General features: G+C 59.7%; 28 protein-coding genes and 3 tRNA genes. 15 read left to right on the forward strand and 16 right to left on the reverse strand.

What is annotated here, in order from left to right:
* Nucleotides 1–218 precede the first annotated feature (218 nt).
* From NP503_RS27080 to NP503_RS27090, 3 genes are all read left to right on the forward strand, one after another.
* Nucleotides 219–1,211, forward strand: a complete 993-nt coding sequence (locus tag NP503_RS27080; protein WP_127273425.1) for a helix-turn-helix transcriptional regulator — start codon at nucleotides 219–221, stop codon at nucleotides 1,209–1,211.
* 12 nt (nucleotides 1,212–1,223) lie between these two features.
* Nucleotides 1,224–2,111 (forward strand): DMT family transporter, encoded by an 888-nt coding sequence (locus NP503_RS27085; protein WP_127272744.1) that lies wholly within the window; start codon nucleotides 1,224–1,226, stop codon nucleotides 2,109–2,111.
* Between the two features lie 114 nt (nucleotides 2,112–2,225).
* Nucleotides 2,226–2,363 carry a hypothetical protein gene (locus NP503_RS27090; protein WP_164749104.1) on the forward strand — a complete coding sequence of 46 codons (138 nt, stop codon included), beginning with the start codon at nucleotides 2,226–2,228 and terminating at the stop codon, nucleotides 2,361–2,363.
* 75 nt (nucleotides 2,364–2,438) lie between these two features.
* Here NP503_RS27090 and NP503_RS27095 read toward each other — a convergent pair whose 3' ends face one another.
* Entirely contained in the window at nucleotides 2,439–2,696 is a 258-nt protein-coding gene (locus NP503_RS27095; protein ID WP_013531402.1) for a GlsB/YeaQ/YmgE family stress response membrane protein, read from the reverse strand.
* Between the two features lie 132 nt (nucleotides 2,697–2,828).
* On the opposite strand from NP503_RS27095, the gene NP503_RS27100 reads away from it, so the two are divergent.
* A complete protein-coding gene (locus NP503_RS27100) occupies nucleotides 2,829–3,299 on the forward strand; it encodes a YidB family protein (protein ID WP_127268141.1) in 471 nt (156 codons plus the stop codon).
* Nucleotides 3,300–3,373: 74 nt separating this feature from the next.
* Here NP503_RS27100 and NP503_RS27105 read toward each other — a convergent pair.
* Both NP503_RS27105 and NP503_RS27110 read right to left on the reverse strand, forming a co-directional pair.
* Nucleotides 3,374–3,447 (reverse strand) — tRNA-Gly (locus NP503_RS27105).
* Nucleotides 3,448–3,536: 89 nt separating this feature from the next.
* Nucleotides 3,537–3,621, reverse strand: a tRNA-Tyr gene (locus NP503_RS27110).
* 198 nt (nucleotides 3,622–3,819) lie between these two features.
* Here NP503_RS27110 and rlmB point away from each other — a divergent pair.
* A complete protein-coding gene (gene rlmB, locus NP503_RS27115) occupies nucleotides 3,820–4,671 on the forward strand; it encodes a 23S rRNA (guanosine(2251)-2'-O)-methyltransferase RlmB (protein WP_127273424.1) in 852 nt (283 codons plus the stop codon).
* Nucleotides 4,672–4,721: 50 nt separating this feature from the next.
* Here the strand turns inward: rlmB and NP503_RS27120 are convergent, their stop codons facing one another.
* The 3 genes from NP503_RS27120 to gcl form a co-directional block, all read right to left on the reverse strand.
* Nucleotides 4,722–5,651 (reverse strand): 2-hydroxy-3-oxopropionate reductase, encoded by a 930-nt coding sequence (locus NP503_RS27120; protein WP_127271587.1) that lies wholly within the window; start codon nucleotides 5,649–5,651, stop codon nucleotides 4,722–4,724.
* Nucleotides 5,652–5,878: 227 nt separating this feature from the next.
* Complete coding sequence (gene hyi, locus NP503_RS27125; protein WP_127273670.1) at nucleotides 5,879–6,676, reverse strand: hydroxypyruvate isomerase; 798 nt, start codon at nucleotides 6,674–6,676, stop codon at nucleotides 5,879–5,881.
* Nucleotides 6,677–6,686: 10 nt separating this feature from the next.
* Nucleotides 6,687–8,468 carry a glyoxylate carboligase gene (gene gcl, locus NP503_RS27130; protein WP_127272421.1) on the reverse strand — a complete coding sequence of 594 codons (1,782 nt, stop codon included), beginning with the start codon at nucleotides 8,466–8,468 and terminating at the stop codon, nucleotides 6,687–6,689.
* Nucleotides 8,469–8,682: 214 nt separating this feature from the next.
* On the opposite strand from gcl, the gene bhcR reads away from it, so the two are divergent.
* Nucleotides 8,683–9,504, forward strand: a complete 822-nt coding sequence (gene bhcR / locus NP503_RS27135; RefSeq protein WP_127272422.1) for an HTH-type transcriptional regulator BhcR — start codon at nucleotides 8,683–8,685, stop codon at nucleotides 9,502–9,504.
* Here the strand turns inward: bhcR and NP503_RS27140 are convergent, their stop codons facing one another.
* The 4 genes from NP503_RS27140 to NP503_RS27155 all read right to left on the reverse strand — a co-directional run bounded on the left by NP503_RS27140 (nucleotide 9,505) and on the right by NP503_RS27155 (nucleotide 11,542).
* The gene (locus tag NP503_RS27140) at nucleotides 9,505–9,864 is read right to left on the reverse strand and encodes a hypothetical protein (protein WP_127268085.1); all 360 of its coding nucleotides are present in this window, start codon (nucleotides 9,862–9,864) and stop codon (nucleotides 9,505–9,507) included.
* A gap of 182 nt (nucleotides 9,865–10,046) precedes the next feature.
* Nucleotides 10,047–10,352, reverse strand: a complete 306-nt coding sequence (locus NP503_RS27145; protein ID WP_127268086.1) for a BA14K family protein — start codon at nucleotides 10,350–10,352, stop codon at nucleotides 10,047–10,049.
* 576 nt (nucleotides 10,353–10,928) lie between these two features.
* Entirely contained in the window at nucleotides 10,929–11,150 is a 222-nt protein-coding gene (locus tag NP503_RS27150; RefSeq protein WP_127268087.1) for a hypothetical protein, read from the reverse strand.
* Nucleotides 11,151–11,374: 224 nt separating this feature from the next.
* Complete coding sequence (locus tag NP503_RS27155; protein ID WP_127268088.1) at nucleotides 11,375–11,542, reverse strand: hypothetical protein; 168 nt, start codon at nucleotides 11,540–11,542, stop codon at nucleotides 11,375–11,377.
* A 156-nt stretch (nucleotides 11,543–11,698) separates the two neighbouring features.
* On the opposite strand from NP503_RS27155, the gene NP503_RS27160 reads away from it, so the two are divergent.
* The 4 genes from NP503_RS27160 (at nucleotide 11,699) to NP503_RS27175 (ending at nucleotide 15,455) form a co-directional block, all read left to right on the forward strand.
* Nucleotides 11,699–11,774: transfer RNA gene (locus NP503_RS27160), tRNA-Thr, on the forward strand.
* A 99-nt stretch (nucleotides 11,775–11,873) separates the two neighbouring features.
* Nucleotides 11,874–13,307: a tyrosine-type recombinase/integrase gene (locus NP503_RS27165; RefSeq protein WP_164749065.1), complete on the forward strand. Its 1,434-nt coding sequence runs from the start codon at nucleotides 11,874–11,876 to the stop codon at nucleotides 13,305–13,307.
* A 125-nt stretch (nucleotides 13,308–13,432) separates the two neighbouring features.
* Nucleotides 13,433–14,734: a hypothetical protein gene (locus NP503_RS27170; RefSeq protein WP_127268090.1), complete on the forward strand. Its 1,302-nt coding sequence runs from the start codon at nucleotides 13,433–13,435 to the stop codon at nucleotides 14,732–14,734.
* 10 nt (nucleotides 14,735–14,744) lie between these two features.
* Complete coding sequence (locus NP503_RS27175) at nucleotides 14,745–15,455, forward strand: SOS response-associated peptidase (RefSeq protein ID WP_127268091.1); 711 nt, start codon at nucleotides 14,745–14,747, stop codon at nucleotides 15,453–15,455.
* 141 nt (nucleotides 15,456–15,596) lie between these two features.
* Here NP503_RS27175 and NP503_RS27180 read toward each other — a convergent pair whose 3' ends face one another.
* Together NP503_RS27180 and NP503_RS27185 are read right to left on the reverse strand one after the other, a co-directional pair.
* Nucleotides 15,597–17,204, reverse strand: a complete 1,608-nt coding sequence (locus tag NP503_RS27180; protein WP_127268092.1) for an AAA family ATPase — start codon at nucleotides 17,202–17,204, stop codon at nucleotides 15,597–15,599.
* A 90-nt stretch (nucleotides 17,205–17,294) separates the two neighbouring features.
* Nucleotides 17,295–17,636, reverse strand: a complete 342-nt coding sequence (locus NP503_RS27185) for a hypothetical protein (protein ID WP_236383438.1) — start codon at nucleotides 17,634–17,636, stop codon at nucleotides 17,295–17,297.
* 79 nt (nucleotides 17,637–17,715) lie between these two features.
* Between NP503_RS27185 and NP503_RS27190 the strand changes: the two genes are divergently transcribed.
* Nucleotides 17,716–17,970, forward strand: coding sequence for a hypothetical protein (locus NP503_RS27190; protein ID WP_164749064.1), 255 nt, complete (start codon nucleotides 17,716–17,718; stop codon nucleotides 17,968–17,970).
* 209 nt (nucleotides 17,971–18,179) lie between these two features.
* Here NP503_RS27190 and NP503_RS27195 read toward each other — a convergent pair whose 3' ends face one another.
* From NP503_RS27195 to NP503_RS27215, 4 genes are all read right to left on the reverse strand, one after another.
* Nucleotides 18,180–18,686 carry a hypothetical protein gene (locus tag NP503_RS27195; RefSeq protein ID WP_127272366.1) on the reverse strand — a complete coding sequence of 169 codons (507 nt, stop codon included), beginning with the start codon at nucleotides 18,684–18,686 and terminating at the stop codon, nucleotides 18,180–18,182.
* Nucleotides 18,687–18,865: 179 nt separating this feature from the next.
* Nucleotides 18,866–19,483: a hypothetical protein gene (locus NP503_RS27200; RefSeq protein ID WP_127271074.1), complete on the reverse strand. Its 618-nt coding sequence runs from the start codon at nucleotides 19,481–19,483 to the stop codon at nucleotides 18,866–18,868.
* 185 nt (nucleotides 19,484–19,668) lie between these two features.
* On the reverse strand, nucleotides 19,669–19,911 hold the full coding sequence (locus tag NP503_RS27205; protein WP_127271076.1) for a DUF982 domain-containing protein: 243 nt from the start codon (nucleotides 19,909–19,911) through the stop codon (nucleotides 19,669–19,671).
* Between the two features lie 105 nt (nucleotides 19,912–20,016).
* Nucleotides 20,017–20,295 (reverse strand): hypothetical protein, encoded by a 279-nt coding sequence (locus tag NP503_RS27215; RefSeq protein ID WP_164748846.1) that lies wholly within the window; start codon nucleotides 20,293–20,295, stop codon nucleotides 20,017–20,019.
* 1,109 nt (nucleotides 20,296–21,404) lie between these two features.
* Here NP503_RS27215 and NP503_RS27220 point away from each other — a divergent pair.
* The 4 genes from NP503_RS27220 (at nucleotide 21,405) to NP503_RS27235 (ending at nucleotide 24,225) form a co-directional block, all read left to right on the forward strand.
* Entirely contained in the window at nucleotides 21,405–21,968 is a 564-nt protein-coding gene (locus NP503_RS27220) for a recombinase family protein (protein WP_127268728.1), read from the forward strand.
* A gap of 285 nt (nucleotides 21,969–22,253) precedes the next feature.
* Nucleotides 22,254–22,847: a hypothetical protein gene (locus NP503_RS27225; RefSeq protein ID WP_127268729.1), complete on the forward strand. Its 594-nt coding sequence runs from the start codon at nucleotides 22,254–22,256 to the stop codon at nucleotides 22,845–22,847.
* 221 nt (nucleotides 22,848–23,068) lie between these two features.
* Nucleotides 23,069–23,845, forward strand: coding sequence for a hypothetical protein (locus NP503_RS27230; RefSeq protein ID WP_127268730.1), 777 nt, complete (start codon nucleotides 23,069–23,071; stop codon nucleotides 23,843–23,845).
* Nucleotides 23,842–24,225, forward strand: coding sequence for a hypothetical protein (locus NP503_RS27235; protein ID WP_127268731.1), 384 nt, complete (start codon nucleotides 23,842–23,844; stop codon nucleotides 24,223–24,225). The genes NP503_RS27230 and NP503_RS27235 overlap by 4 nt, the downstream gene beginning before the upstream one ends.
* The last annotated feature ends 38 nt before the right edge of the window (nucleotides 24,226–24,263 follow it).

Raw genomic sequence — 24,263 nt, forward strand, 5'->3', positions numbered from 1 at the left:
CGCTTGTCGATATGGCGAATATCTGGTTTGCTCAGCCGATACAGGTCATTCATATCGCTAGCGCGATGGCTGGGCGGATCGTTCGTTCCCGTGCCGATTGAGGGGCAACTTTCATGGAAGATCTGATCGACCGAATCTACGAAGCCGCATTCGTGCCAGAGCTGTGGCCGGTGGTGCTTGACGGCTTGAGCACGATGTCGGGATCGGTAGGCGGCGCCTTGCTGGTCGCCAGCGAGGCTCATCCGCCGCGGTTTGCGGCATCGGCATCGATTATGGATGCGCTGATTGAATTCTCTTCCGACGCGTGGCGAAACAACGATCGTCCGTTGCGCTGGAAGCCTAGTGTCGATGGGTTTCTTCGCGACGTCGAACTCTTCAGTCCGGACGAATTGGAAACCGATCCGATGAGACACGAATTGATCAGGTACGGATTGGGCTGGCAAACCGGCATGGTCATACCGATGACCAATGGCGAGGTCGTGATCTACAGTGTGGAGCGTCGTCTGCAGGACGGTCCGCATGACCCAACCTCCATCGCCTCGCTCAACGTCCTTCGCCCGCATCTTGCCCGCGCCGGGCTTGTTGCGGCAAGGCTTGGCCTGGAGCGGGCGTTGGCCACCGTATCGGCCCTGCAGAGCGTTGGGCTTCCTGCCGCAGTCATGTCGGCCGGCGGACAGGTGGTTGCCACCAACGGACTGTTCGATGCGTTGCCGTCCATTTTTCAGCCGCTGGCGTATGACGGCTTGGCAATCGGCGATCCGAAAGCCGATTTGCTGTTCCAGGAGGCAGTCAGGAGCACTTCGGCTGCCATCGTGCCAATCGTCAGGTCCATTCCCGTTCGCCAGACGATCGATCAACCCGCTGTCGTCCTGCATGTGTTGCCGCTTCGCCGATCGGCAAGGGACATATTCGCAGGTGCAAACATCCTTGTCGTTGCAGCGTCGATCCGCATGGGCAACCAAGAGCCGTCGCCGCAAATTCTGAGCGCGCTCTTCGATCTGTCTCCGGCCGAGGCAAAGCTTGCCGCATCGCTGGTATCCGGCCGTCCGCTGAAAGCGGCGGCACTTGACCACGGGATCACGGTCAAAACCGCCCGTACCTACCTTGAGCGCGTCTTCTACAAGACCGGCACCGGCCGTCAGAGCGAATTGGTGGCGTTGCTGAGCGGCGCTGCCCCATTGGCACCTCTTGCCGCCACCACCCGCCTCTGATCTTGTGGCCGGATGCATTTCATCCCTGCCTCTATCCGCGGCCCGCTGTTCATGATCGTCTCGACGGGGTCGTATCTCGTCAACGACACGATGATGAAGCTCGCGACAGCAGGCCTGCCGTCCTACGAAGTGTTGTTTCTGCGCGGTGCCGCGGCAGCCCTCTGGGGCTTCCCGCTGTTGTTCGCGCTGGGCTACGGCAAGCAGATCCCGCTGATCTTCGACAAGCGCGTACTGAGCCGGAACATGCTCGAGCTGGCGGCGATCCTTTGCTATGTCGTCGCGCTCGCCAACATGCAGATCGCCGATTCTACCGCGCTCGGACAGATCACGCCGCTCTTGATGCTGGTCGGCTCCTCGATCCTGTTTGGCGAGCGGATCGGCGGCCGGCGCATGGCGCTGATCGGGCTCGGCTTCGTTGGAGCGCTGATGGTGGCGCAGCCGACCATGCAAGGCATTTCGGTCTACGCCTTGCTGGCGCTCGGCAATGCCACATTTGCGGCGGCGCGCGACCTTGCCGGCCGGCGGGTCGCGGCCGAGGTGCCGGGGATGATCGTGGCGATCTCCGCCGTCGTGGTGGTGCTGATCGGCGCCGGCGCCGCGCATCTGGTTTCCGAGCGTTGGGTCATGCCCGGGGCACATCACCTGCTGCTGATGGCCGGCGCCGGATTTTTCCTGATCTTCGGCCATTTCTTCATCTTCATGGCCTATCGCATCGGACCGACCAGCGCCGTGGCGCCGTTCTACTATTGCTTCACCGTCTGGGCGGTCATTTCGGGCCTGCTGGTGTTCGGGCAATTCCCCAACGCGCTGGCGATCTGCGGCATCCTGCTGGTCATCGGCAGCGGGCTGACCATCGTGTCGCTGGATCAGCGTCGCCGCCGGCTGGCCGTCGTGGCGTAACCTTGGCACCCAGGCAGGTGCTCACGAGGCGTTGCCGGGCCGAAAAAGATCGTCTAATCGGCGAAGCAACGTTCGATCGACGACGACATGATCAATCAGCCAGCGGAGTTCCCCGTGACCGATTTTGACCAAAACAACAACTCCGACGCCGAGCACAAAGCCGCTATCCGCAAGTCGCTTGTCGGCTGGGCGGTGTTCATCGCCGGAACGCTGATCTTTTTCGTCGCCGCCGATGCAGTGCTGATGCCATAGACGAGCCGCTGCACGTACCGGCCTGAAGCCGGTCTTGCCTTCAGAAACTCGAAACCTCAGACGATCGGCAGGCGCCTAAAGCGTCCGCCTTGCGCTGAACTGATGGTAGGCCCACAGAACGACCACCGCGCCGATGACGGCAACGATCAGGCTGTAGATGTTGAGGCCGGTGACGCCTGACGCGCCGAAGGCACTGAAGATCAGACCGCCGACAATGGCGCCGACGATGCCAAGCACGATGTCCATGATGACACCCTGGCCGGTCTTGTTGACGATCTTGCTGCCTATGAAGCCGGCGACCACGCCGAGAATGATCCAGCTGATGATACCCATTTTTTCCTCTCCATCCCCTCGCCAGCCGAACATTTTCATAGGATTGTCAAAACCTCAAGCCAGCTTGAAATTCCGCCCGAATGCTTCATTGTTGAGGAGGGGTCGGGCCTTGGTCGCTATGGAGGATCCACTATGGGACTTTTTGACAATGCCGTTCCCGGCGGCAACATCACCAAACCCCTGATGATCGCGCTCGGCGCATTGCTGGTCGGCAAGATGCTGAGCGGCAGAAGTGCCGAAGCGCCAGAACAGTCTCCCGCGCCCGCTCCGACCGCCCCCGTTCCCGTCCCTACGGAAACCACATCCGCCGATGGTGGCCTGGCTGGCGGCTTGGGCGGCCTGCTCGACAAGCTCAGAAATGCCGGCCACGGCAATGCCGCCGACTCCTGGGTCGGCACCGGGCAGAACCAGCCGATCAACGCCAACGATCTTGGCGCCGCGATCGGACCGCAGATCATTCGCGAGATCGCGCAACGGACCGGGCTGGACGAGCAGGAACTGCTCAAGCAACTGTCCACCGCCCTGCCCGGCATCGTCGACAGACTGACGCCGAACGGCCAGGTGCCGCAGCAGCACCAGGTCGCCACCGCGTTCAACAGCTGACGCGGCAGCCACGACAATTGGAGCGCTGCGCCTCGTGCGCAGTGTTTCGGTTTGCCGGTGATGGGATGAGTGTCTGGAGCGGGTAGCGGGAATCGAACCCGCATATTCAGCTTGGAAGGCTGCTGCTCTACCACTGAGCTATACCCGCGCCTTACCTGAAGTACCGGATTCATCCGAAAAGCGCCATGCACTTTTCGGTCCGATTCTTGTCGCGTTTCAGGGCTTCCGGGCCGGCAGTGGTGGAGAGGGTTGGATTCGAACCAACGTAAGCTAAGCTAACGGATTTACAGTCCGTCCCCTTTAACCACTCGGGCACCTCTCCAGTCTGCCGCCGGAGCCATGCAACGAGGCATTCACGCCGATCCGGACCCGAGTTATGTGTTCTCCGAAACCAGCGCAGCGCCTTATGGCGGCAAGCCCATTGGGTGTCAACCGCGCAACCATGGTTTTTCGTTTCTGTTCGCCGGCTGTGACGGCGGGCCATATCCTTGGCCGGAGGACACCGCTATAGAAGCCAGCCATGAGCGATAAAACCAACACTCCCAAAGACACCCATTACGCCAAGCTGCGCCGCGCCTATCGCGACGAGAAAAGCGGCGGCGCGCCGGCGTTCCGGCCCCGACAGCCGGTTCCGCCGGGCGAAAATGCCGCGGACGGGCTGGTGAGGCTCTACGGCCTGCACACGGTGCGCGCCGCACTCGACAATCCGCGCCGCAAGATCAGGAAGATGCTGGTGACGCGCAATGCGGCCGAGCGCCTCGAAATAGCCGATCTCGCCGCCCTGCCCTTCAAGATCGAACTGGTCGAACCCAGGGACATCGACAAGATCACCGGGTCGGACGCCGTGCATCAGGGTGTGCTGATCGAGGCCGAGCCGCTGAAAGCCAAGCGGCTCGATGCGCTTGGTGACGCGAAGCTGGTGCTGGTGCTCGACCAGATCACCGACCCGCACAATGTCGGCGCCATCCTGCGCTCCGCGGTCGCCTTCGGCGCCGGCGCGCTGATCACCACAGCCCGCCACAGCCCGCAGGAATCGGGCGTGCTGGCGAAATCCGCCTCCGGCGCGCTGGAGCACATCGACCAGATCGAGGTGAAGAACCTCGCCGACGCGCTCGGCCAGCTGCACGAGGCGGGCTTTCGCACCATCGGGCTTGATTCGGACGCGCCGGCCGAACTCGAAAAGAGCTTTGCCGGAGAAAAGATCGCCCTGGTGCTGGGCGCCGAAGGCAAGGGCCTGCGCCAGAAGACCCGCGAGACGGTGACGACGCTGGCGCGGCTCGACATGCCCGGCGCCATCCATTCGCTCAACGTGTCGAATGCCGCGGCGATCAGCCTTTACGTGGCGAGGAAGTTTTTAGCGAGTAGCGAATAGCGAATAGCGAATAGCGAAAGTCGAATCCCGGCTATTCGTGGCTGCAATCCCTAATCCCTAATCCCTATTCCCCATTCGCTATTCGCTATTCGCTCCTTCCCCACCTCATGCCCCGCCATCCGCTCCAGCGCCCTGACCAGCGCCGAATGATCTTCCTTGGCGCCGCCATTGGCCGCGCAGGAATTGAACAGCTGCTGAGTCGTCGAGGTGTTGGGCAAGGAAACGCCGAGCGCCTTCGCGCCCTCCAGCGCGAGGTTCAGATCCTTCTGGTGCAGTTCGATCCGAAAACCCGGCGCGAAGGTGCGCTTGACCATGCGCTCGCCATGCACTTCCAAAATGCGCGAAGCCGCCAGCCCGCCCATCAGCGCCTGCCTGACCTTGGCCGGATCGGCGCCGGCTTTCGAAGCAAAAACAAGCGCTTCGGCGACAGCTTCAATGGTCAGCGCGACGACGATCTGGTTGGCCACCTTGGTGGTCTGGCCAACCCCGTTCGGCCCGACCAGGGTAATGTTCTTGCCCATCTTCTCGAACACGGGCCTGGCGCGCTCGAACGGGTTTTCCTCGCCGCCGACCATGATGGTCAGCGACGCCGCCTTGGCGCCGACCTCGCCGCCCGAGACCGGTGCGTCGAGATAGTCGCAGCCGAGATCGTTGATCTTCTTCGCGAACACCTTGGTCTCGATCGGCGAGATCGAGCTCATGTCGATGACCAGCTTGCCCTTGGCCAGGCCGGACGCGACGCCGTTGTCGCCGAACAGCACATCGGCGACCTGCGGCGTGTCGGGCACCATCAGGATGATGATGTCGGCGGCCTTGGCCACGGCGGCATGGCCGGTGACGGTCTTCAGGCCCTTGGTGACGAGATCGGTGGAGGGTTTCGATCGATGATCGCTGGTGATGACATGATAGCCCGCGTCCAGCAGATGCCCCGCCATCGGCGCGCCCATGATGCCAAGGCCGATGAAACCGATGGTTTCCATTTGTTTTCTCCGTCTTTTGTTAGGTCGCGTTCTGTCACGCCCCCCTCTGTCCTGCCGGACATCTCCCCCACCAGGGGGAGATTGGACATCACCACTGCCTTGGCCAATTGTTGAAGCTGCCAAAGTTGCGAGCCGACGCCGAAGCTGCCGATCTCCCCACCCGTGGGGGAGATGGCCGGCAGGCCAGAGGGGGGCGCGAAGGAACGCGACTTCTATTGCGATCGCCGCTAAGCCGCAGCGCTTCCCTGCCCGCTCAAATCCCGAAACCACCCCAACCCAGCTTCCGTCCCGGCCTTCGGCTTGTATTCCGCCCCGACCCATCCGGCATAACCAATGCGGTCGATATGCTCGTACAGGAAGGGAAAATTGATCTCGCCCGTCCCCGGCTCGTGACGGCCGGGATTGTCCGCAAGCTGGATATGCGCGATGCGGTCAAGGTTTGCCTCGATGGTACGGGCGAGATCCCCCTCCATGATCTGCATGTGATAGATGTCGTATTGCAGGAACAGGTTTTTCGAGCCGACGCGATCGATCAGCGCTAGCGCCTGGTCGGAGTAGTTGAGGAAGAAGCCCGGAATATCGCGCGTGTTGATCGGCTCGATCAGCAGCCTGATGCCGGCCTGCTCCAGCTTTTCCGCCGCGAAGGCGAGGTTTTCGGCAAAGACATCCTCCAGCACCTTGCGGTCGGCGGCGGCCGGCGCGATGCCGGCCAGGCAATTGACCTGCTCACAGCCGAGCGCCTGCGCGTAGGTGATCGCCTTGGCGACGCCTTGGCGGAATTCCGGCACGCGGTCCGGCAGCACGGCAATACCGCGTTCGCCCTTGCCCCAGTCGCCCGCCGGCAGGTTGAACAGCACCTGGGTCAGACCGTTCTTCTTCAACCGGGCGGCGACGACATCGGGCGCATGGTCATAGGGGCCGATATATTCGACGCCCTTGAAGCCGGCGCGGGCGGCGGCATCGAAACGATCGAGGAACTCATGCTCGCCAAAGAGCATCGACAGATTGGCTGAAAAACGCGGCATTCTTTTTCTCCTAATCCAACATCACGATCGCCGTCGGCGCATCCTCGTGGCTTTCGGCAAGCTCCTCGAATTCGGTGATCTTGTCGATCTCGGTGCCCATGGAGATGTTGGTGACGCGTTCGAGGATGAATTCAAGCACGACCGGAACCCGGTGCTCTTTCATCAGCCGCTGCGCCTCCTTGAAGGCTCCGGCGAACTCTTCCGGCTTGCGCACCCTGACCGCCTTGCAGCCCATCGCTTCGGCGACGGCAACATGGTCGACGCCATAGCCTGCCTCGGGATCGCCTGCCCGGTTGATGTTCTCGAAGGCAAGGTCGACCTCGAAGTCCATCGAAAACCCACGCTGCGCCTGCCGGATCAGGCCGAGATAGGCGTTGTTCACGACGACATGCAGATAGGGCAATTTGTGCTGTGCGCCGACCGCCAGTTCCTCGATCATGAACTGGAAATCATAGTCGCCCGACAGCGCCACGATGGTGCGGTCGGGATCGGCGGCGCGCACGCCAAGGGCTGCCGGCAAGGTCCAGCCAAGCGGGCCGGCCTGGCCGCAATTGATCCAGTTGCGCGGCTTGTAGACATGCAGGAACTGCGCGCCGGCGATCTGCGACAGGCCGATCGTGGTGACATAGGTGACGTCGCGGCCGAACGCCTTGTTCATCTCCTCATAGACACGCTGCGGCTTCAGCGGCACCTGGTCGAAATGCGTCTTGCGCTTCATCGTCTTCTTGCGGGCCTGGCATTCCTTCGCCCAGCCGGACCAGTCGCGCAGTCTGCCTGATGTCTTCCATTCAGTGGCGACGTCGAGCAGCATCTTCAGCGCCGCGCCCGCATCCGAAACGACACCGAGATCCGGCGCGAAGACACGGCCGATCTGCGTCGGCTCGATGTCGACATGGATGAACTTTTTGCCCTTGGTGTAGACATCGACGGAGCCGGTGTGGCGGTTGGCCCAGCGGTTGCCTATGCCGAAGACGAAGTCGGCTTCCAGCATCGTCGCATTGCCATAGCGGTGCGAGGTCTGCAGCCCGCACATGCCGGCCATCAGCCGGTGGTCGTCGGGGATAGCGCCCCAGCCCATCAAGGTCGGGATGACCGGCACGCCCGAAATCTCGGCGAATTCGATCAGCAGGTCCGACGCATCGGCGTTGATGATGCCGCCGCCGGCGACGATCAGCGGCTTTTCGGCCGCGTTGAGCATGGTCAACGCCTTTTCGGCCTGGGCGCGCGTCATCGCCGGCTTGAACGGCGTCAACGGCTCATAGGCATCGATGTCGAATTCGATTTCGGCCAGTTGCACATCGACAGGCAGGTCGATCAGCACCGGGCCCGGCCGCGACGAGCGCATCAGGTGAAACGCCTTCTGCAGCGCCATGGGGACGAGATAGGGCTCCATGACGGTGACCGCCCATTTGGCGACCGGCGCGGCAATGGCTGATATGTCGACGGCCTGGAAATCCTCCTTGTTCAGCCGCGCCCGCGGCGCCTGCCCGGTGATGCACAGGATCGGAATGGAATCCGCGGCAGCCGAATAGAGCCCTGTGATCATGTCGGTGCCGGCCGGACCCGAAGTGCCGATGCACAGGCCGATATTGCCTGCCTTGGCGCGGGTAAAACCTTCCGCCATGTGCGAGGCGCCCTCGACGTGACGGGCTAGCACGTGGCGGATCGTTCCCCTCGCCTTCAGCGCCGAATAGAACGGATTGATCGCCGCGCCCGGCACGCCGAAAGCGCAGGAAATGCCTTCCTTTTCAAGAACGAGAACCGCGGCATCGACAGCGCGCATCCTGGCCATTTTCCAGCCCTCCACGGGGTTTGTCATTGTTGGATTGGCCAAGGATGTCAGCACGCCGGGTATTTTTCAATTTTTTCAGAATATTTTTTCATTTCTAGAAAACGGCATTATCATTCTGATGTTATTTGGTTTTCTGTTTTCCAAGAACTCGGGTAGCGATCGTAGTGAAAAACTTTTTCATTGCGCATTTTGCGAAACGACCGAGAATGGCGGCATGGAAACGACCGAAAAACGGCAGCGCGGCCGGCCGCGCGCTTTCAACGGGCCCTCGGAGGCCACTTCGGTGCAGTCGCTCGACAGGGCACTGCGCATCCTGGCCATTGTCGCGGAAGGCAGCGGCCTGTCGCTGAGCGAGATATCGGCACAAAGCGGCCTTGCCGCCTCCACCGCCTACCGCATGCTGACGACGCTGCAAAACCACGGCATGGTCGAATTCGACACATCAGACCAGCTGTGGTCGATCGGCGTCGAGACCTACCGCATGGGCGCGGCCTTCCTGCGGCGCCGCAAGCTGGTCGACCGCGCGCGTGTGGTCATGCAAGAGCTGATGGAAAGAACCGGCGAGACCGCCAATCTCGGCGTCGCCGAGGACGATTGCGTGGTCTTCGTCAGCCAGGTCGAGACGCACCAGGCGATCCGCGCCTTCTTCCGTCCGGGCACACGCAGTCCCTTCCATGCGTCGGGCATCGGCAAGGCGGTGCTGGCGCATCTCGAGCCGGAGCGCGTCGGAAGCATCCTGCGCAAGGCAGGCCTGCAGCGCTTCACGGAGAGGACGCTGTCCGACATTTCGTCGCTTGCCCACGATCTGGCGCGGATCAAGCTGCGCGGCTGGTCGGTCGACGACGAGGAGCGGCACCCCGGCATGCGCTGCGTGGCAGCCGCCATCTTCAATGAATTCGGCGAGCCGATCGGCGGCGTCTCGGTGTCGGGACCAACGGTGCGGGTGACGCCGGAGCGGTTGGCCGAGATCGGCCCGCTGGTGCGCGATGCCGCCGCCGAGGTGACCAGGATGATCGGCGGCGTGCGAGCCGGCTGATCAGCCCGTCCCGGGCAGCGCGCTCCTGGTCGCGATATCAAAGAAATCGAGAAGGATGGCCATGCCGACGCCACAGGCGGTGAATATCAGGCCGGCCATGAAGATGCGGTTGGCGCGTTCATAGATGCGCCGTTGCAGGCATTTCGTGTCGAGCAGCAGCGAGAGCGCCCGCATCTGCAAGGCAATGCCGGCCAGGATCGGCAGGACGGCGACAAGATGGTAGGTCTGCCACGGGATCGGGTTGGCGGCCCAATGCGTGATGAAGCCCAGCGAAAACGCCAGCAGGATGCCGACGGCAGTGACGGTGCCGTTGCGGAAAACCGTTTCGACCAGATCTTCCCTGGGGTCCTGCTCGTCCAAAGGTCTCTCCCCGCGTTTCGCGGTCAGAATAGACGCTCGGAAAATCTCTGTACACCGCCCGGTCTGCCGCCCAGGCCAATCCTTTCTGCGCTGAATCGGCCGGTGGAGCACGCACCGCTACCATCCAGACAGCAGAAGAGGGGCTCGCATGGGCCCCTCTGTTGCTGAAACGGTCCTCCCCTCTAAAGACGGCAGTAGTGGCGGTATCCGTCGCGGCCGAGATAGGTATCGGAGTCCGCGTCGTAGCTGGCATAACGATCGTAGCAGCGGCGGACATGCCACGAGCCGCCGCCTTCGTCGACATAGACGGTGCGCGGCTGGGCGAGCAGGCTGCCGAGGACAAAGCCGCCGACGCCGGCGGCAATGCCGATACCGAGACCGTGATTGTGGTGATGGCTGTGAGCGGCCGAAGGCTGCACGGTGCCGGCCAGCGTGGCGGCGGCGACGGCGGTGGCGATAAGGCCGGAAACGAGTGTGTTCTTGAACATGACGATCTCCTTGCTTCGTTGACCGAGGCGATCCATCCGCCTCTTGATCATCTGTCGTCGCAGCCAGGAAAAAGGTTCGAATCTTTTGTCGATCTTCTGGGATCGAAGGTCTTTGTGACGGCGACGGGAAGAGGTTGGCGAGAACATTGACGATGCAGATCTCCCCCGATGGACGTCTACGCTATGCACATACCTTCTGATCTGCCCGATGCCTGATTACCACGTGGTTCCCCCAATCCGTCGCTGCTTCGCAGCGCCACCTTTCCCCCCTCCGGAGGGAAAGGAAAGGAGCGTTGCTGGACGAGCGTTAACGGCAAAAGCTTGGCGCCTTTCCTCTACCCCGTCGATCGGGGGAGAGGTGGCTCGGCGAAGCCGAGACGGAGTGGGGGTCGACCTGCGCCGCATAAGACAATGCATGCTCCAAGCTGCCATGCACCCTATCGCCAAAGACCAGTTGTTTGGAAATGTGTGCATGCCGTAGCTTGCGGGGGAGATCGCTAGCTTGCCCGCCTACATCGCAACGCCGAACGCAAAAAGGGCGGCCGAAGCCGCCCTTTTGGGAATTGGGTCCCTCCATCAAAGGAAAATGATCACCCTGCCGTGCCTGTGGTGATGGTTGTTGTGGTGGTTATAGTGCTTCCACCAGAACTTCTTGAAGTGCTTCTTGTGATGTTTGTGGTTGTGGTTGTGATGATGGCCGTGCATGCCGTGGGCTGACGACGTGCCGACAGTGCCGGCGAGCGCGCCGGTGGCGACGAAGATGGCGACGAGGCCTGAGGTAAGAGTGCGCTTGAACATGATGATCTCCTGGATCTTTTGATCGAGGCGACCCATTCGCCTCTAACCATCAGTCGGCGCGGCGCGGCAAAAGGTTCGATAGGTCGAAGAGATTTTTTGTGGGGCCTTTGGCCCGAGCGAATAGTGAATAGCGAATAGCGAGTAGGAAAAGGCAGGAACGCCACTTACCAATCGCTACGTTGCCGTTCCCTATTCGCTATTCGCTACTCACTATTCGCTCTCTCTCACCCCATCCCCGTGACATGGCGCAGCCAGAACGCCAGCGCGATGAAGCCGATGATGGTGGTGACGCCGGTCCAGTCGACATTGGCCTTCTTCACATCGCTGATGATTTTCACCAGCAGCATCCAGGCCACGAAGATGATCGGGAGAATGATGACTAATCTGATCATGCCACACCCCTGCTCGAAGCGATTGCACCCTTCCCTAGATGTAGGAAGCAATCCGGCGGTTTTCAGGATGCCCTCGTCGACGGGCCATGTGGCATGCCGGGGAAAAACGGAGTTTTGTCTTTACTGGCGCAACAAATATGCTAACCGGAGCGCCGTGCCCTTGTAGCTCAGCTGGTAGAGCAGCGGTTTTGTAAACCGAAGGTCGGCGGTTCGATTCCGTCCGGGGGCACCAGTTTCCACCCGACAATCCCCAGAAATCAAGGAACTCAAGGGTTTCAACGTCCCCCGAGGTACACCAAAAGGTACACCGAGGGGTACACCGAGGATGAAAATGGCACTGGAACATGTCCAGCCGCGCGGCAATAGGAAGGTCTATCGAAGGAAGGTGCCCAAGGCACTTCAAGGCATTCTGGGCAAGACAGAGATGGTGCTTCGCCTCGGCAAAACCGACGCCGAGGTGCGCAAGCAGTATGACGCCACCCACGCCGAGGCGGAGCAAATCTTCGCCAAAGCATGGGACGAGTTGCACGGAGTGAAGGCGCCCAAAGCGAAGCTCACAGCGCGCGAACTGTTCGACCAAGCAACCAAGCGACTTCGGGACCTCGGCTTCAACCCGTATCGCGCTGGCAGCGGCGATCCTGATGATCCTGAGGAACGATCGGAATGGATTGCTCGCGATGTCGTCGCTGAGCAGATCGCTAAAGGCTATCCGAGGGACGAAGAGACCGACCACCCCGTTGGCGTCTCTGACGAGGACCGGGCACTGCTGACGCTACTGACCTCCTCAAATAAGCCGGTCGGTCCCTCGCCCACCCTAGAGGACGCCAAGCGGGTCTATCTGAACGACCGTTTCACTAAGACCAATCCTTCCGAGAAATCGAAGAAGCGGGACCAGCAACAAGCCGACCGTGTGGTCGGGCACGTGAAGTCGGCTCTCGGCTTTGACCCGGTGCTGGCGGACATGAAGCGTGCCGACGCCAGAACCGTCGCCAACGCCATGTTGAAGGAAATCCCGACTGCTGCGACTGTGGACCGATACCTCAATGTCGTGCGCGCAATCGTTGCCCATGGCATTCGCGAGTTCGACCTAACCGGCACAAAGAACCAATTTGAAAAGCTTGATGTTGCCGACAGCAGTAGGGAGCCGGACAAGCGAAAGAGGCTTCCCTTCACCCCGGAGCAATTGGCCGCGACGCGGGAGCGGGTGCTTGACCGCGCCGCCAGCGATCTCCAACAAATTTGGAGGCTCCTAGAGGGCACCGGCTGCCGTCTATCCGAGATTACCGGGCTTCGGGTCAGCGACGTTATGCTGGAGGCCAAATATCCACACATTGACGTCGAGTGGCACGACGAGCGCCGCGTCAAAACCGAAGTGTCTCGTCGGAAGGTCCCGCTCATTGGCGACGCCCTTCAGGCAGCACATGAAGCCGTCGAGGCGGCAGGCGAAAGCAAGATGCTGTTTGCCCGTTACGGTCATGAAGGCGGTGGCGACAAAGCCTCGGCCGCGCTTGGTAAGCACGTTAGAGCCGCAGTGACCGACAAGAAGGTAACCACCCACTCATTGCGGCACCGAATGGAGGACTTGCTGGTGATCGCTTGGGTCCCCGAGAAGCTCAAGCGCTCGATCATGGGCCACTCAGGGGGTGGTGCGGGAGACAACTACGGCGGCGAAGAAGCGCGGCTGAAGGTGGCGACTGAGGCAATGCTGAAAGCACTTGGAGAAGAACACATCGAGAGGCCTTCCGAACTGTCTGAAATGACGTAGAACTGCCGAGCAAATGACATGAAGGAGGTTTCTTGACCCCAGCATCCGCTCCAGTGCCTATACGGACGCTAGATCGCTGGCGGCATCTGCTCAAACCGCTTCCAATCACAATCGACTGTCCGACGATGAAGATGATCGGCGGTGACTTTGAACCTCCGGTCTTTGCCGGCTCAGGTCGCATTGTAATTAAGAGCTTCACCGAAATTGAGTATCGGATGTATGCCACACCATCAGACAGTGCGGATGCGTTCAAGCGGCTCGCTAAGCAGCAGAAAGATCCCTACGATACCTCCAACACCTTTCGCCTCTTTGCCACGGACATACAGGGAACTGAGTGGGCAGCAGGCTGGACAAATCCGCAGCTAGGAGAGACGAAGACGGGCATTTGGGAGTTGTGGGGCGAGTTGGACTCGCTTCTCACTAGCGCGTCCGGGCGATGGGTTTCCCAACTATCGAGCGTGGAGTTGGTCTTTCAGCCTGAGGTGCGGGTGCCTGTAGAGAAGGCGATGGTTACGGTCACCACGCTTGATGACGTCGAGGTCGAATATAGTCGCCGGCTCGCCAAGCAAACAGTACAGGTTCTCGGTTCCGAAATTGAGTTCTTCCGTACGAAGGACGGAAGCGCTCTCTGGGTTACGGCTACGTCGTCCAAGGCGCTGCCGCACCCATGTACCGAGAATTGGCTGAGCGAGCCGTTGCGAATCTTGCTGGGTCAGTTAATTTTTCCTCGCCTCGTGGCGCGGAACTTTGGAGATGGCAGAGCACAGGTCTGGCTGCGACCGTCTCCAAGGCGTTTTATAGACTCGGGCATTGCCTCATTGGTGGATGGAAATCCCTTCGAATCAAAGCCGGACTTCTGGACCCTCTACGGGAAATTGCTCGAACATGTTGCGAATACGCGTGACGAAGGGGGGCATCTAAATTCCGAGCCGCATCTGATCACACGCCTTTACGAAGAGATCATACAAGCGACACAAGGATCGCGCTGGGTGCTTTGCCTTACTTTGGCGAGCGTCGCAGAGGGTCTTGCAAAGCTGTTGATGGGGCCAACTCCACTGAAGGCCGACTTCGTCGAGAAGGACTTGAGCGCGCTTCGGGATCACACTCAGACCTGGGACGGCGACGCGAGGCTGAAGAGGCGCATTCTTGACGAATTAACTAGAGCTGAAACAAAGACCGTGTCCAGTTTCCTAGGGGACCTTCGGCAGGGGGGCGCCGTCACAGCCGCGAATGTCAGCGCTTGGAGGAAGCTGCGAAATTCCGTGATGCATGGCAACTTGGTCTCGCCATATTCGACGAGAGAAGAAGATCAGCGCATCCTAGATTTGGCTGATCTCGTCCACCGATTGACGCGAGTAATTGTCGGCATCGACGCTAGGCAGCAACCGATCCTTGGCTCTGGATTAGTCAGCGAAGGCCACGCCTAAGGAACCAGCCATGTGCAACCTCTACAACCTCACCACGTCGCAAGAGGCCATCCGCCAATGGACCGGCACCTTGCGGGACATCTTGGGCAACCTTGAGCCGTCAATTGACATCTACCCCAACCGGCCCCCCGGTCCTGTAGTTCGCAATGCGTCGGACGGGCAACGCGAGCTTGCCAATCTGCTGTGGGGGATGCCGACGCCCGTAGAACATGTGAAAGGCAACGCCGATTACGGCACTACCAACGTGCGCAAGACCCACCTTGCCTACTGGCGGCAATACCTCGGCGTAGAGCATCGCTGTGTGGTTCCAGTGACGAGCTTTGCCGAGCCGAGCCCAGAGAAGAATGACAAGGACCCCCAGACTGGCGTTCAGCGGAACTATTGGATTGCCTTGAATGAAGACCGCCCGCTGTTCTTCTTTGCAGGGGTTTGGACGCATTGGCATGGGGTGCGCAAGGTGAAGGACGGTCCCGGCGACCATGAGGTCTATGGGTTCCTCACAACCGAGCCTAACGCCCTCATCAAGCCGATCCATGCGAAGGCCATGCCGGTGATCCTGACGACGAAAGAGGAAACCGAGACGTGGCTACGAGCCCCATGGTCGGAAGCAAGGGGCTTGCAACGCACCGCGCCTGACGATGCCCTTGTGATCGTCGACAAACCGGCCACGCAGATCAAGTTTCCGCTGGGCAAGAAAGATGGCCGACTGCCGTTGCTGTGAAGCTACCGAAGGGGACGACTTCGGCAACGGACATTTGTTTACCAAAGGCTAACGGACAGGCTGGACTACGAACTCCGGCATCAATCGCGGCACCAAATGCATGCAGTGTCCAATGCAGGCGCTAAAGCGTATGTCGAGGTCCTATCGCGGTTGAATTGTGGGAAGAACCCGGCGAAGGGCTTGCGTAAGTCCGGGAACCAAATTGTTGCGCAAGACGCGAGTTATCCACATTTCGAACTCGCTCATTGTCGTGTTCTTGAGATGTCTGGCCACGAGAGCCATCAGTCCCTTGTTGTCGTAGTGCTTGGCCAATTCGGCCATGTCCTGGTTTGCCACAGCGGCATCGATACGGGCCGTCGCTTCGGCTCCAATTGCGGCAATGTCCAGTGCTGCCGTCTTTGTGGCAAATTCGGCTGCGATTTCTGCAACCGTAGTTGCGCCGCTGAGATCAATCATCTTCAGGGTGCGGTCAATTCGTCGCCGGCAGTATCGCGCGATAGTGCCCGCAGCCGATGCTGGAGTGACGTCAGCGAAGACGGCTTGTCTCAGCGCGTCGAGCCGACTATCGAGATCTCCCCCGTTATAGCCCTCATGCTCCGCAATTCTGCGCCCCACTTCAGGAAGCAGGAAGACATTCTCGATCTCTGAAACCGGTAGGACGGCGACGCCGAGCCGTGCCAGATTCGCAATTTCTGGCCCTGAATAGTCATCGGCGTCTACGATCCCGGAACAGGTCACTCGTGTAAGGTCCGCGTTAGCGCGCATTGTTACAACTGAATGAATTACTTCTTCGCATGAACCGCGCGGGATGACTGTCCACTCGGGATAGCAGCAGCGATATATGACGGTGTCGAGACTTGTGCTGCCGCCTTCGACGAAGAGAATCGGGCGACGGCTCCCAAGGATGAGCGTCGCAATCTGCTCATCGAAACCGGTTTCTTCTGGCACCGGTTCGATCACCCAACCGGTCTTGGGATTGTAGTCCCGGATCACAATCTTTTGGGCAACCCGTGACGCGGCAAATTCGAGGTCATGTGTAATGAAGATGAAGGCACAATCGGGGCGTGCAGCCTCCATCTCGTCCCATAGTTTGGCCATGATAGATCGATGAACGTGCAGCTCCGGCTCGTCAAAGATAAGGAGCGTGTCGGGATCGGCGGCGAGAACTTGACCAATCATGTAGAACACTGACCGCTCGCCATCGCTCATGTCCTTGGCGTTATATTCCGTCTGCGATCCTGTGATTTGAACACGGATGTCGTCGCCGGAGATAACAAGCCTGCGGTGAGGCAGTAGCCGCTGCCAGATGCCGGCCAACAGCTCAAACTTGGTCGGCTCTGCCGCACCTGCATCGCCGGCCCTGACTCTCTGGTGGGTCTGCAGCGTCTTGTTGGTCTGATCGGCAAAGAGGGCCTGCAGTAGCACGTCGAAATCATTGAGGAGTCCAGTCGCCATGTCGCCTCGCCAGCGGCTTCCAACACGATGCCCAAGGTTCGCATCCGTACGGGAATTTCCTGTTCGAAGGCCCAATTTCGCATTCCGCTCGGTGATCTTGGCTACAGCGGGATTTAGCGTCAGCGCCCTGTGCGCGGAAATACGGTGCGCCCGGAGTTGGAGCTGATTCTCTATCTCCACGGCGAGGCGCGTCTTGCCTCCACCGTTTGAGCCGACAAATATCAGGGAAGTGCCTGGCAGCATGGCGAAGGGAATTGAGCTGGTAGGACTTGGGATCGTGAAATTAAAAGGCATTGGTGATCAATCTCTTGATTATTTGACCCACCGTACAAGACGAAAGGACGCCGCGCCAAGTGATCAAGCCCAATGGACGCTTTGTGGCCCTCAGCCTTCATCCCGCCAGACAACTCGCCGTACCATCCTGATTTCTGCAAGCCGCGTAACCCTGATGCCCTGCCTTTCTCGGGCCGATGGATTTTGTGTTTCGGCATCCATGTACTCATTCTTGCCGCACCGCTTGCAACTCATTTTGCCTCCCACCAATTCCGCTTCAATGTCCCCGAAGATTTCCTTCAGATCACTCGGCAGATACCATCGTTTGACGTTGCACAGACCGCACCGGACCAGCACAAGCTGCCCAATCTCGTGGGCATTGCCAAGCTTCCATTCGCCGCCGCGCCTTCGTCTTCCACCAGTGTCAGCCATAGCCCCAAAATAGGAACTCATTCCTCGCTTGGTCAATCCGCTCTTGACATTTATGTTCTCTTTTTGTTCACTAACGATCGAGACATTAGGAGACGCTCACATGGACCACATTGTGACGCTGGACAGCCGACAAGAAGCCGCCCTTCAAGCCGTCGCCGACAAGTTCGTTGCCGTTCACAGGGGCGACGTGATGAAGGCGCTCAAGGAAATGATGGTCCTCAACGGTCGCCTTCAGGACCAGCTTGACGCGCGCTCTATGCCGCGCCGCGCAAGCCGCAAGGAGGGGAACGCAATGGCCCACACGATGCGCGTAGAGGCAGTAGCCCACAGCGGGAACTCGTCTAAAGCGAACTGATCTGGCAGCCAACTCAGGGCGCGGATGGAGAGGCGGGAAATTTGAGAGAACGGCCCCAGCAAACGTGCTATGAATGGATCTAGGCAGAAAGAGACCGAGGCACCTGCTATGTCTGAAAAAGAGCCTGAACCACCGCCGCCCCCACCCCCACCGCCGCCTCCCACCGATTGGGATAGTCGAAAGAGCGAAGACCCGCCGAAGCGCGAACGCTAAAGCAAATTCGGCATCACTGCCGCCAATCCGCCGACTACCAGCGCGACCATGGGAGACAGGATGCCGCCCAGCTTTGCCCATCGCAGAGCTGAGGCTTGGCTTTCGTTGACAGATTTATTGATCTCGTGCTTTTCAGCGAGGACCTTGAGGTATTGCCGGAAGACTTCCTCACGGGTCCCCGTGGCATCTGCTGCCCAGAGCCAGAAGTCGGCACCCCTACCGGGAAGATTTATGATCCGAGGACTGATTACGCGGAAGCACTGCCAAGCCGAATAAACCATGGCGAGCGTAGCGGCTGCTAGCGACCACGCGAGTGGGGTCTGGATCAAAGTGTGGGGGACGATTACCGACGCAAAACCCGCACCAGTGGCAGTGGCCACGGTCAGGAAAAGTCGCATCAAGGCCAAGGCTTGATTATCTGAGGCTATAATTAGACCAACCAAAGCGTTGTGCCTGAAGCGCGCGTCTTCGATTGCTAACTTCCAATCATCAGGATTGAGCATCGCTGTCCTTAGTTCTTGGCCGCATCACATGCGAGCTTCTTTTCCGCTCTTCCCAAGCGCTTGTAGAAATCGTATCCCGATAAGCCTACCTCTTTGGTCCCCTTAGTTCTTCTAAGGTGTGACCGGGGCACAGATACTTAGGAGCGCGGCTCTATCACACGAGGCAAACCCGGCTTGCGTTAACCGGCGCTCGGATGATCTTCTCCCTCGGGAGAGATCGAGCCCAGTCCAAAGAGCCCGCCGAGCCCCAGTAGCCCACCACCGGTCGGAGCAGACCCTTTACCGTCAGGCTCACGCATTAAAGCTTCCGCGATACGTTGAAGCTGCATCCGGCCTTCGATCAGTCTTAATTCGTTATCGATCTTGTTGATGTTGTCGATGTGGCTAAGGAGTGTGCCTGTGGACCAATCTGTGGCGGGCCACTCAAGCTTGCTATTCGCCGACACCCGGAAGAACTCAACCCCATCAGATACGCTGCTAGCTCGAAATGGCGTGTGAGCAACGATATTGCGAAGCTCACCGCACTTCCTGGCCTGCTTTGCCAGTTCATCGAATTTCGCCGCTAGACTTCGATCAGAGATAAAGTGATCAACCAGCGTACGCAGAGTTTTGATCTTCTCATCGAAACCCATGTTTCTATTGATGATGACACGGCGGGCACCACTGACGCCAAGCACCTCTCCCAGAGCGTCTCCGATGCCAGCCTCAAGAAGTGCGAAATAGCCCATAAATGCACCAATTAGATAGAATGCTCTCGCGTCCGGACCCATTTCGAGTAGTTCGCTCTTGGTCAGCATTCAGGCAGCCTACCGAGTCTTTACCGATATAGCTATTGGACAGCCACCCGGCCGCTCATGAGAACCCCTGTTCTTTCGCAGTAGACGCATTGGTCCTCAAAGTCGTCCATGCAGAGCTGCCCTAGCAGTTCTCTCTTTGGTGTGGCCGAGGGTGCTTAGGGAGACTGCCGTAGTCAGGAGACCACCTACAAAGACCGAAGCATCCCCTGCTCCTTAGCAGCCTCCTCAAAGGCCTTCTGGACATCCTGGGGTGACGCTCGGTCCTCGAAGCAGTCGATGCAGAGCTGCACCGCCTTGTTCCACTTCGGTCCCTTCTCGGGCCACTTCATGAGTTCCTCAGCGGCGGTCTCGACGTTGCTGACGCCCAGCGTGATGCCGACCTTCTCGGTTCTGACGGGGACCACAGGGCTGAACCAATGGAGTTCCATCAGATGAACCTACGGTGGGAGAGCCTGCACTTGAGGTCTTCGGCATTCAGTAGGTCTACGAGATCGTCCGCATATTCCCTATTGAGGCCTATCGCTGGCCAACCATCAGGCGAAACCGGCTGCCCGGTGAACACGTCGAACACCGTCCAGGTCCCGTCTGGGTCTCTCCTCAGGTCGTACCTCAACTGCCTCATCAGGGTAATTTAGGGTTTCCTGATGAGCCTCTTCAATGGCGTCGAGCAATGAGGCTAGAGTTGGTGGTAACTCAGGGTCAACTTCCAGCCCGAAGGCCTGCTGAACCTGGTGGCGGTTGTCCTCGTTTCGGATCAGCTCCAGCAGATGGTCGGCAACGGTCTTGTGACCGGCTTTGTCACGCTTCGTCATCAGGGAGTCCCCACGAGTCCTGGCGCCTTTAACTTATTGTCCGATAAATGGTTCCATTGGGTCTTGCCTTAGGTCGTACCTCTGCTGTGCCATGAGGTCATTCGTTGCGTTTCCGATCTAACTCGTCAAGCATGGACCGATGCTGCTCGGACATATCCCAATCCACTGGGAGGTTCAGCAGTTGGCGGATTTGATGGCGCAGTGTCTCTGAAGTAATCCACGTCCGAATGAGACGCGATGTAGCCTGCTGTTGCTCGGGAGAAAGCTCTTCCATGGTCAGCCCACACGGTTAGCACCGAGCCCAACCCTTTGGTGACCTTAATGGTTCCCCCGAAGGATTGCCTGAAGAGATTTAGAGCAGCGCCTATTTCGGCGCGAGGGCCTGAAGCAGTTCATCGCCGCGAAGCCCGGATTGGTATGCTCCCATTAGGCTTTCGGCGGCTGTGGTAGCTTCAGGGCTTCGGCGGGTGATCCCACGCAGCGAACAGAGTTGATCGAACATTTCCTGGAGAACGGCTATCTCTTCAGGTTCGAAGGTGCCGTTAGCTAGCTGTGTTATCGGCATGTCGTCCTCTGCACTGATTTTTTCAGGATCATTCTAGCGGAACGAAGGCGATGTCAATGCGGGACCGAAGGCCCATATGGGGTCGGAATATTTGGCAGAAATTTCTGAGCGGGTGATCGGATAACTGGCACGCGCGCCGACCCCCCGTACCCCCTTTGTTGCCACGCTTGGCGCGGGGTGGTTTGTCGGAAATAGGTGTAGAGTGCCTCATGACCGATGACCCAGCCTTCCATATCGTCCTGGCTACCGTGCTTCGCCGCACCCTCGGCGAAACCCGCGTCGAAATGGTTCAAGCCCATGCCGCTCTCGCTGAAGTTCGGATGAACGTGAGGGACGACACCGCGCGCCGCTATCATGTGCGCCTAGGTCTCACCACAACGGCACCCCTCCGCCGTCCTTGAGTGGTCCTTAGCTCCCACGCGCTACGGCGGCGACCCATTCTGTCCTGTCCACAAACCTATACCTTCGTGAACACGATGCTTGACATGTGCACCAATCGTCCACTAAGTGATGTACACCAATTCTCTTAGAGGAAAGTGCACACATGATCATCGGCTATGCTCGCGTTAGCTCCACTGGCCAAGACCTCGACACCCAGCTTGAGAAGCTTGCGGCTGCCGGTGCTGAAAAGGTCTTCAGCGAGAAGCGGTCTGGTTTGGACGAGACGAGGCCCGAGCTTGAGAAGGCTCTGGAGTTTGCCCGTGAGGGTGACGTGTTCGTGGTGACCAAGGTGGACCGTCTGGCGAGATCAGCGGCGCACCTCCACCAGATCGTCGGGACGCTCGACAAGAAGGGCGTTGGTTTCAAGGTGCTGGACGACGCCTCGCTCGACACCACCACCCGAACGGGCAAGCTGGTCTTTGGTATCCTCGCCAGCATCGCCGAGTTTGAGACGGCCCTTCGGAAGGAGCGCCAGATGGAAGGCATCGCCAAGGCGAAGGCAAAGGCAGCGGCCCAAGGCGAGCCATGGAAGACCGGCAGGCCGGTGACGCTCGACCATGCCCTGATCAGGGCCCTGAAGGCTGACGGGCGCTCTGTGAGGCAGATTGCAAAGGAAGCCGGGTGCTCACCTTCAGCGGTCCAGAAGGTTCTGACAGCCGCTGGCTGACGACAAGCCACACCACTAGCACTACGAAGGCGGCTTCCAATGCCACCAGCACGATGAACGCGCGTCGTCACCGACTGACAACGGCCACCATCAGCACCTATCCAACGCTCCTCCCCCAAGCTGACCCGCGCGGTTCTCCCCTGCATTGCGATTGCCTGTTGCCTTGTTTGCTCCTTCCGGGGCGACTGGACGTGGCACTTGGCGGGTCAGCTTTGGTGAGGCGCGTTTGTCCTTATCCGTGCATTTCCATGGGGACAGCCTCTTCGACCACCCAACAAAGGAGCAATGGAATACACGACCGAACTACTCGACCGAACCACCGGCGACCTCGACACCGTCTCACTCGGCAACTGGGTCACCGTGACTGAATACGGCATCCTGAAGGGTGTCGGAACTCGGCAAGTCCGAGCAGTCTTGTCCCACCTCGGGCTACTCCAAGAACACCTTGAGGTGTCTAAGTCAGGGCACTCTCGGGTAGCCCGAAGACGCCTTACGGACGAAGCCGTCAAAGCCGGTCTCGGCAAGCGCATCTATCCAAGGAAGGCGGGGAGCTATCCCTTCGATGTCCTATCGCCGGAGGGCCAATCTTGGGCCGACCTCAGGTGGGAGGATGCGGTCAAGACCATGGCGTCTGAGATCGCTTCAAGCCCAATCGTCATAACGGCCAAGGAATGCCTCGACAGCTTCAAGGCTTCTCGTCGGTCAGAAATGACACCTCAGATGGAAGTCTGCTTCCTGTCCGACCACTTCCCTGACCTCCCCCAGGTCGACATCTGCAGGATCACCGGAGCATCGCCCCGAATGGTTTCCCTGCATGTGAACACCCGAGCGGACCAGATCAGGGCATGGAAGGCTTGGAAGCTGAAGGTTCTTCCGTGACCAAGCACGCCACCTTCCATTCATGATTGACACCTGCGGTTGGACTTCGAATTGAACCCGGACTGGGGATTTCCCTCCTTGGTCTCTCCCTTCGGTGGTCTTCAACCCGAGGGTTCCCCTATGTCCCCAATTGGTCCGCCTTCGGGCGTTCCCTGACTACGTCACCATGATCGTCATCCGACTGGATACCTACATTACACAAGGAGTTACATCGTCGAAAAATGACTACCGATGAGAAGGCGCTGGCGACCCTACGTCAGCCCGGATGGGACCCGAACGGGCTCCATGACCAATACGTTACCGAACATGTCGTGACGGCTTTCCTTGCGCCCTACCGGGACAGCCACCCCGAGGGTCGACCACTTCACGAACACCGGCTTGGAGCGTCGTGGACGGGGCCAAGGAATGCGGCTGGGGATCAGACCTATCTGCCGTCGCTATGGGCCATCCTCGACCATGTGGCCGACGTCAAGGACCTAACTGACAGACAGGTGGTCCATCTCGTCATGACCTCGACCGACAGCGAAAGCTACAAGCCGGAAGAGTGGCAGACTATGGTCGAGGGCAAGATTGCTGAGGCCAAGGTCCGTCACGATGCCAAGCGCAAGAACGAGAGAAATAACCACGACGATGAACGGGCCGAGCGAGGGGGCCGGGAACGGTTGACGCTCGACCACCTACCGGGCCAGCGGGTGATACCTGACGAGGCCATTTCACAGCGCGCGAAGATGCGCCGAACGAAGTCACTGAAGGAAGCGAAGCAGCGGCGAGACCAGAGGCGGAAGACTGCCGAGGGTGTCGTGATCCAACCGAAGAAGGAGGAGTGGCGGGCGATGAGCCCCGAGCAAGTGAAGCAGTATCACCAGACTATGGAGCGGCTGGTTGCCATGGGTGCCCTCGACCCGTTCACCGTGGACGAGATCGAGAACCCCGAGGGCTCGCCAATAGCGTATCTCTACCGAATGGGTCGGATGACCGCCAAGGGTGACCGGGCATGACGTTCGATGACATCAGGCGGCGTGACTGGGCTGCGACCTATCCCACGCGAGAGGCAGCCCTTGCCTTGGTCGAATGGATCAAGGCCGATGACTGGGAGACCATCTCGCAGCTAGACCGGAGACTGCCGGGGATCGGCATCGAATGGACCCAGAGCTTCAACACGGCTGCTGAACGATGCTTTGAAGTCTACGGCTATCCCGAGCTTGAGGCCGTGGCAGTCGCACGGCGTATTGCCGAGATGTCTATGAGACCCACGGCGCCGCGTGGAAGGGTCGCCGGAGCCAGCGATGGTCTTGCCGGAGCAACGACCCCAACCGGCCTTAGCGCGCGTCCAGAAGGCCTACAGACGATGACCTTTGGGTTCACCCTAAGGCGCTGACCCAGCCACCACAAGACCGACATACCGCACCCGGAGCA

This window comes from Mesorhizobium sp. SEMIA396, assembly GCF_024518615.1.
GTDB lineage: Bacteria > Pseudomonadota > Alphaproteobacteria > Rhizobiales > Rhizobiaceae > Mesorhizobium.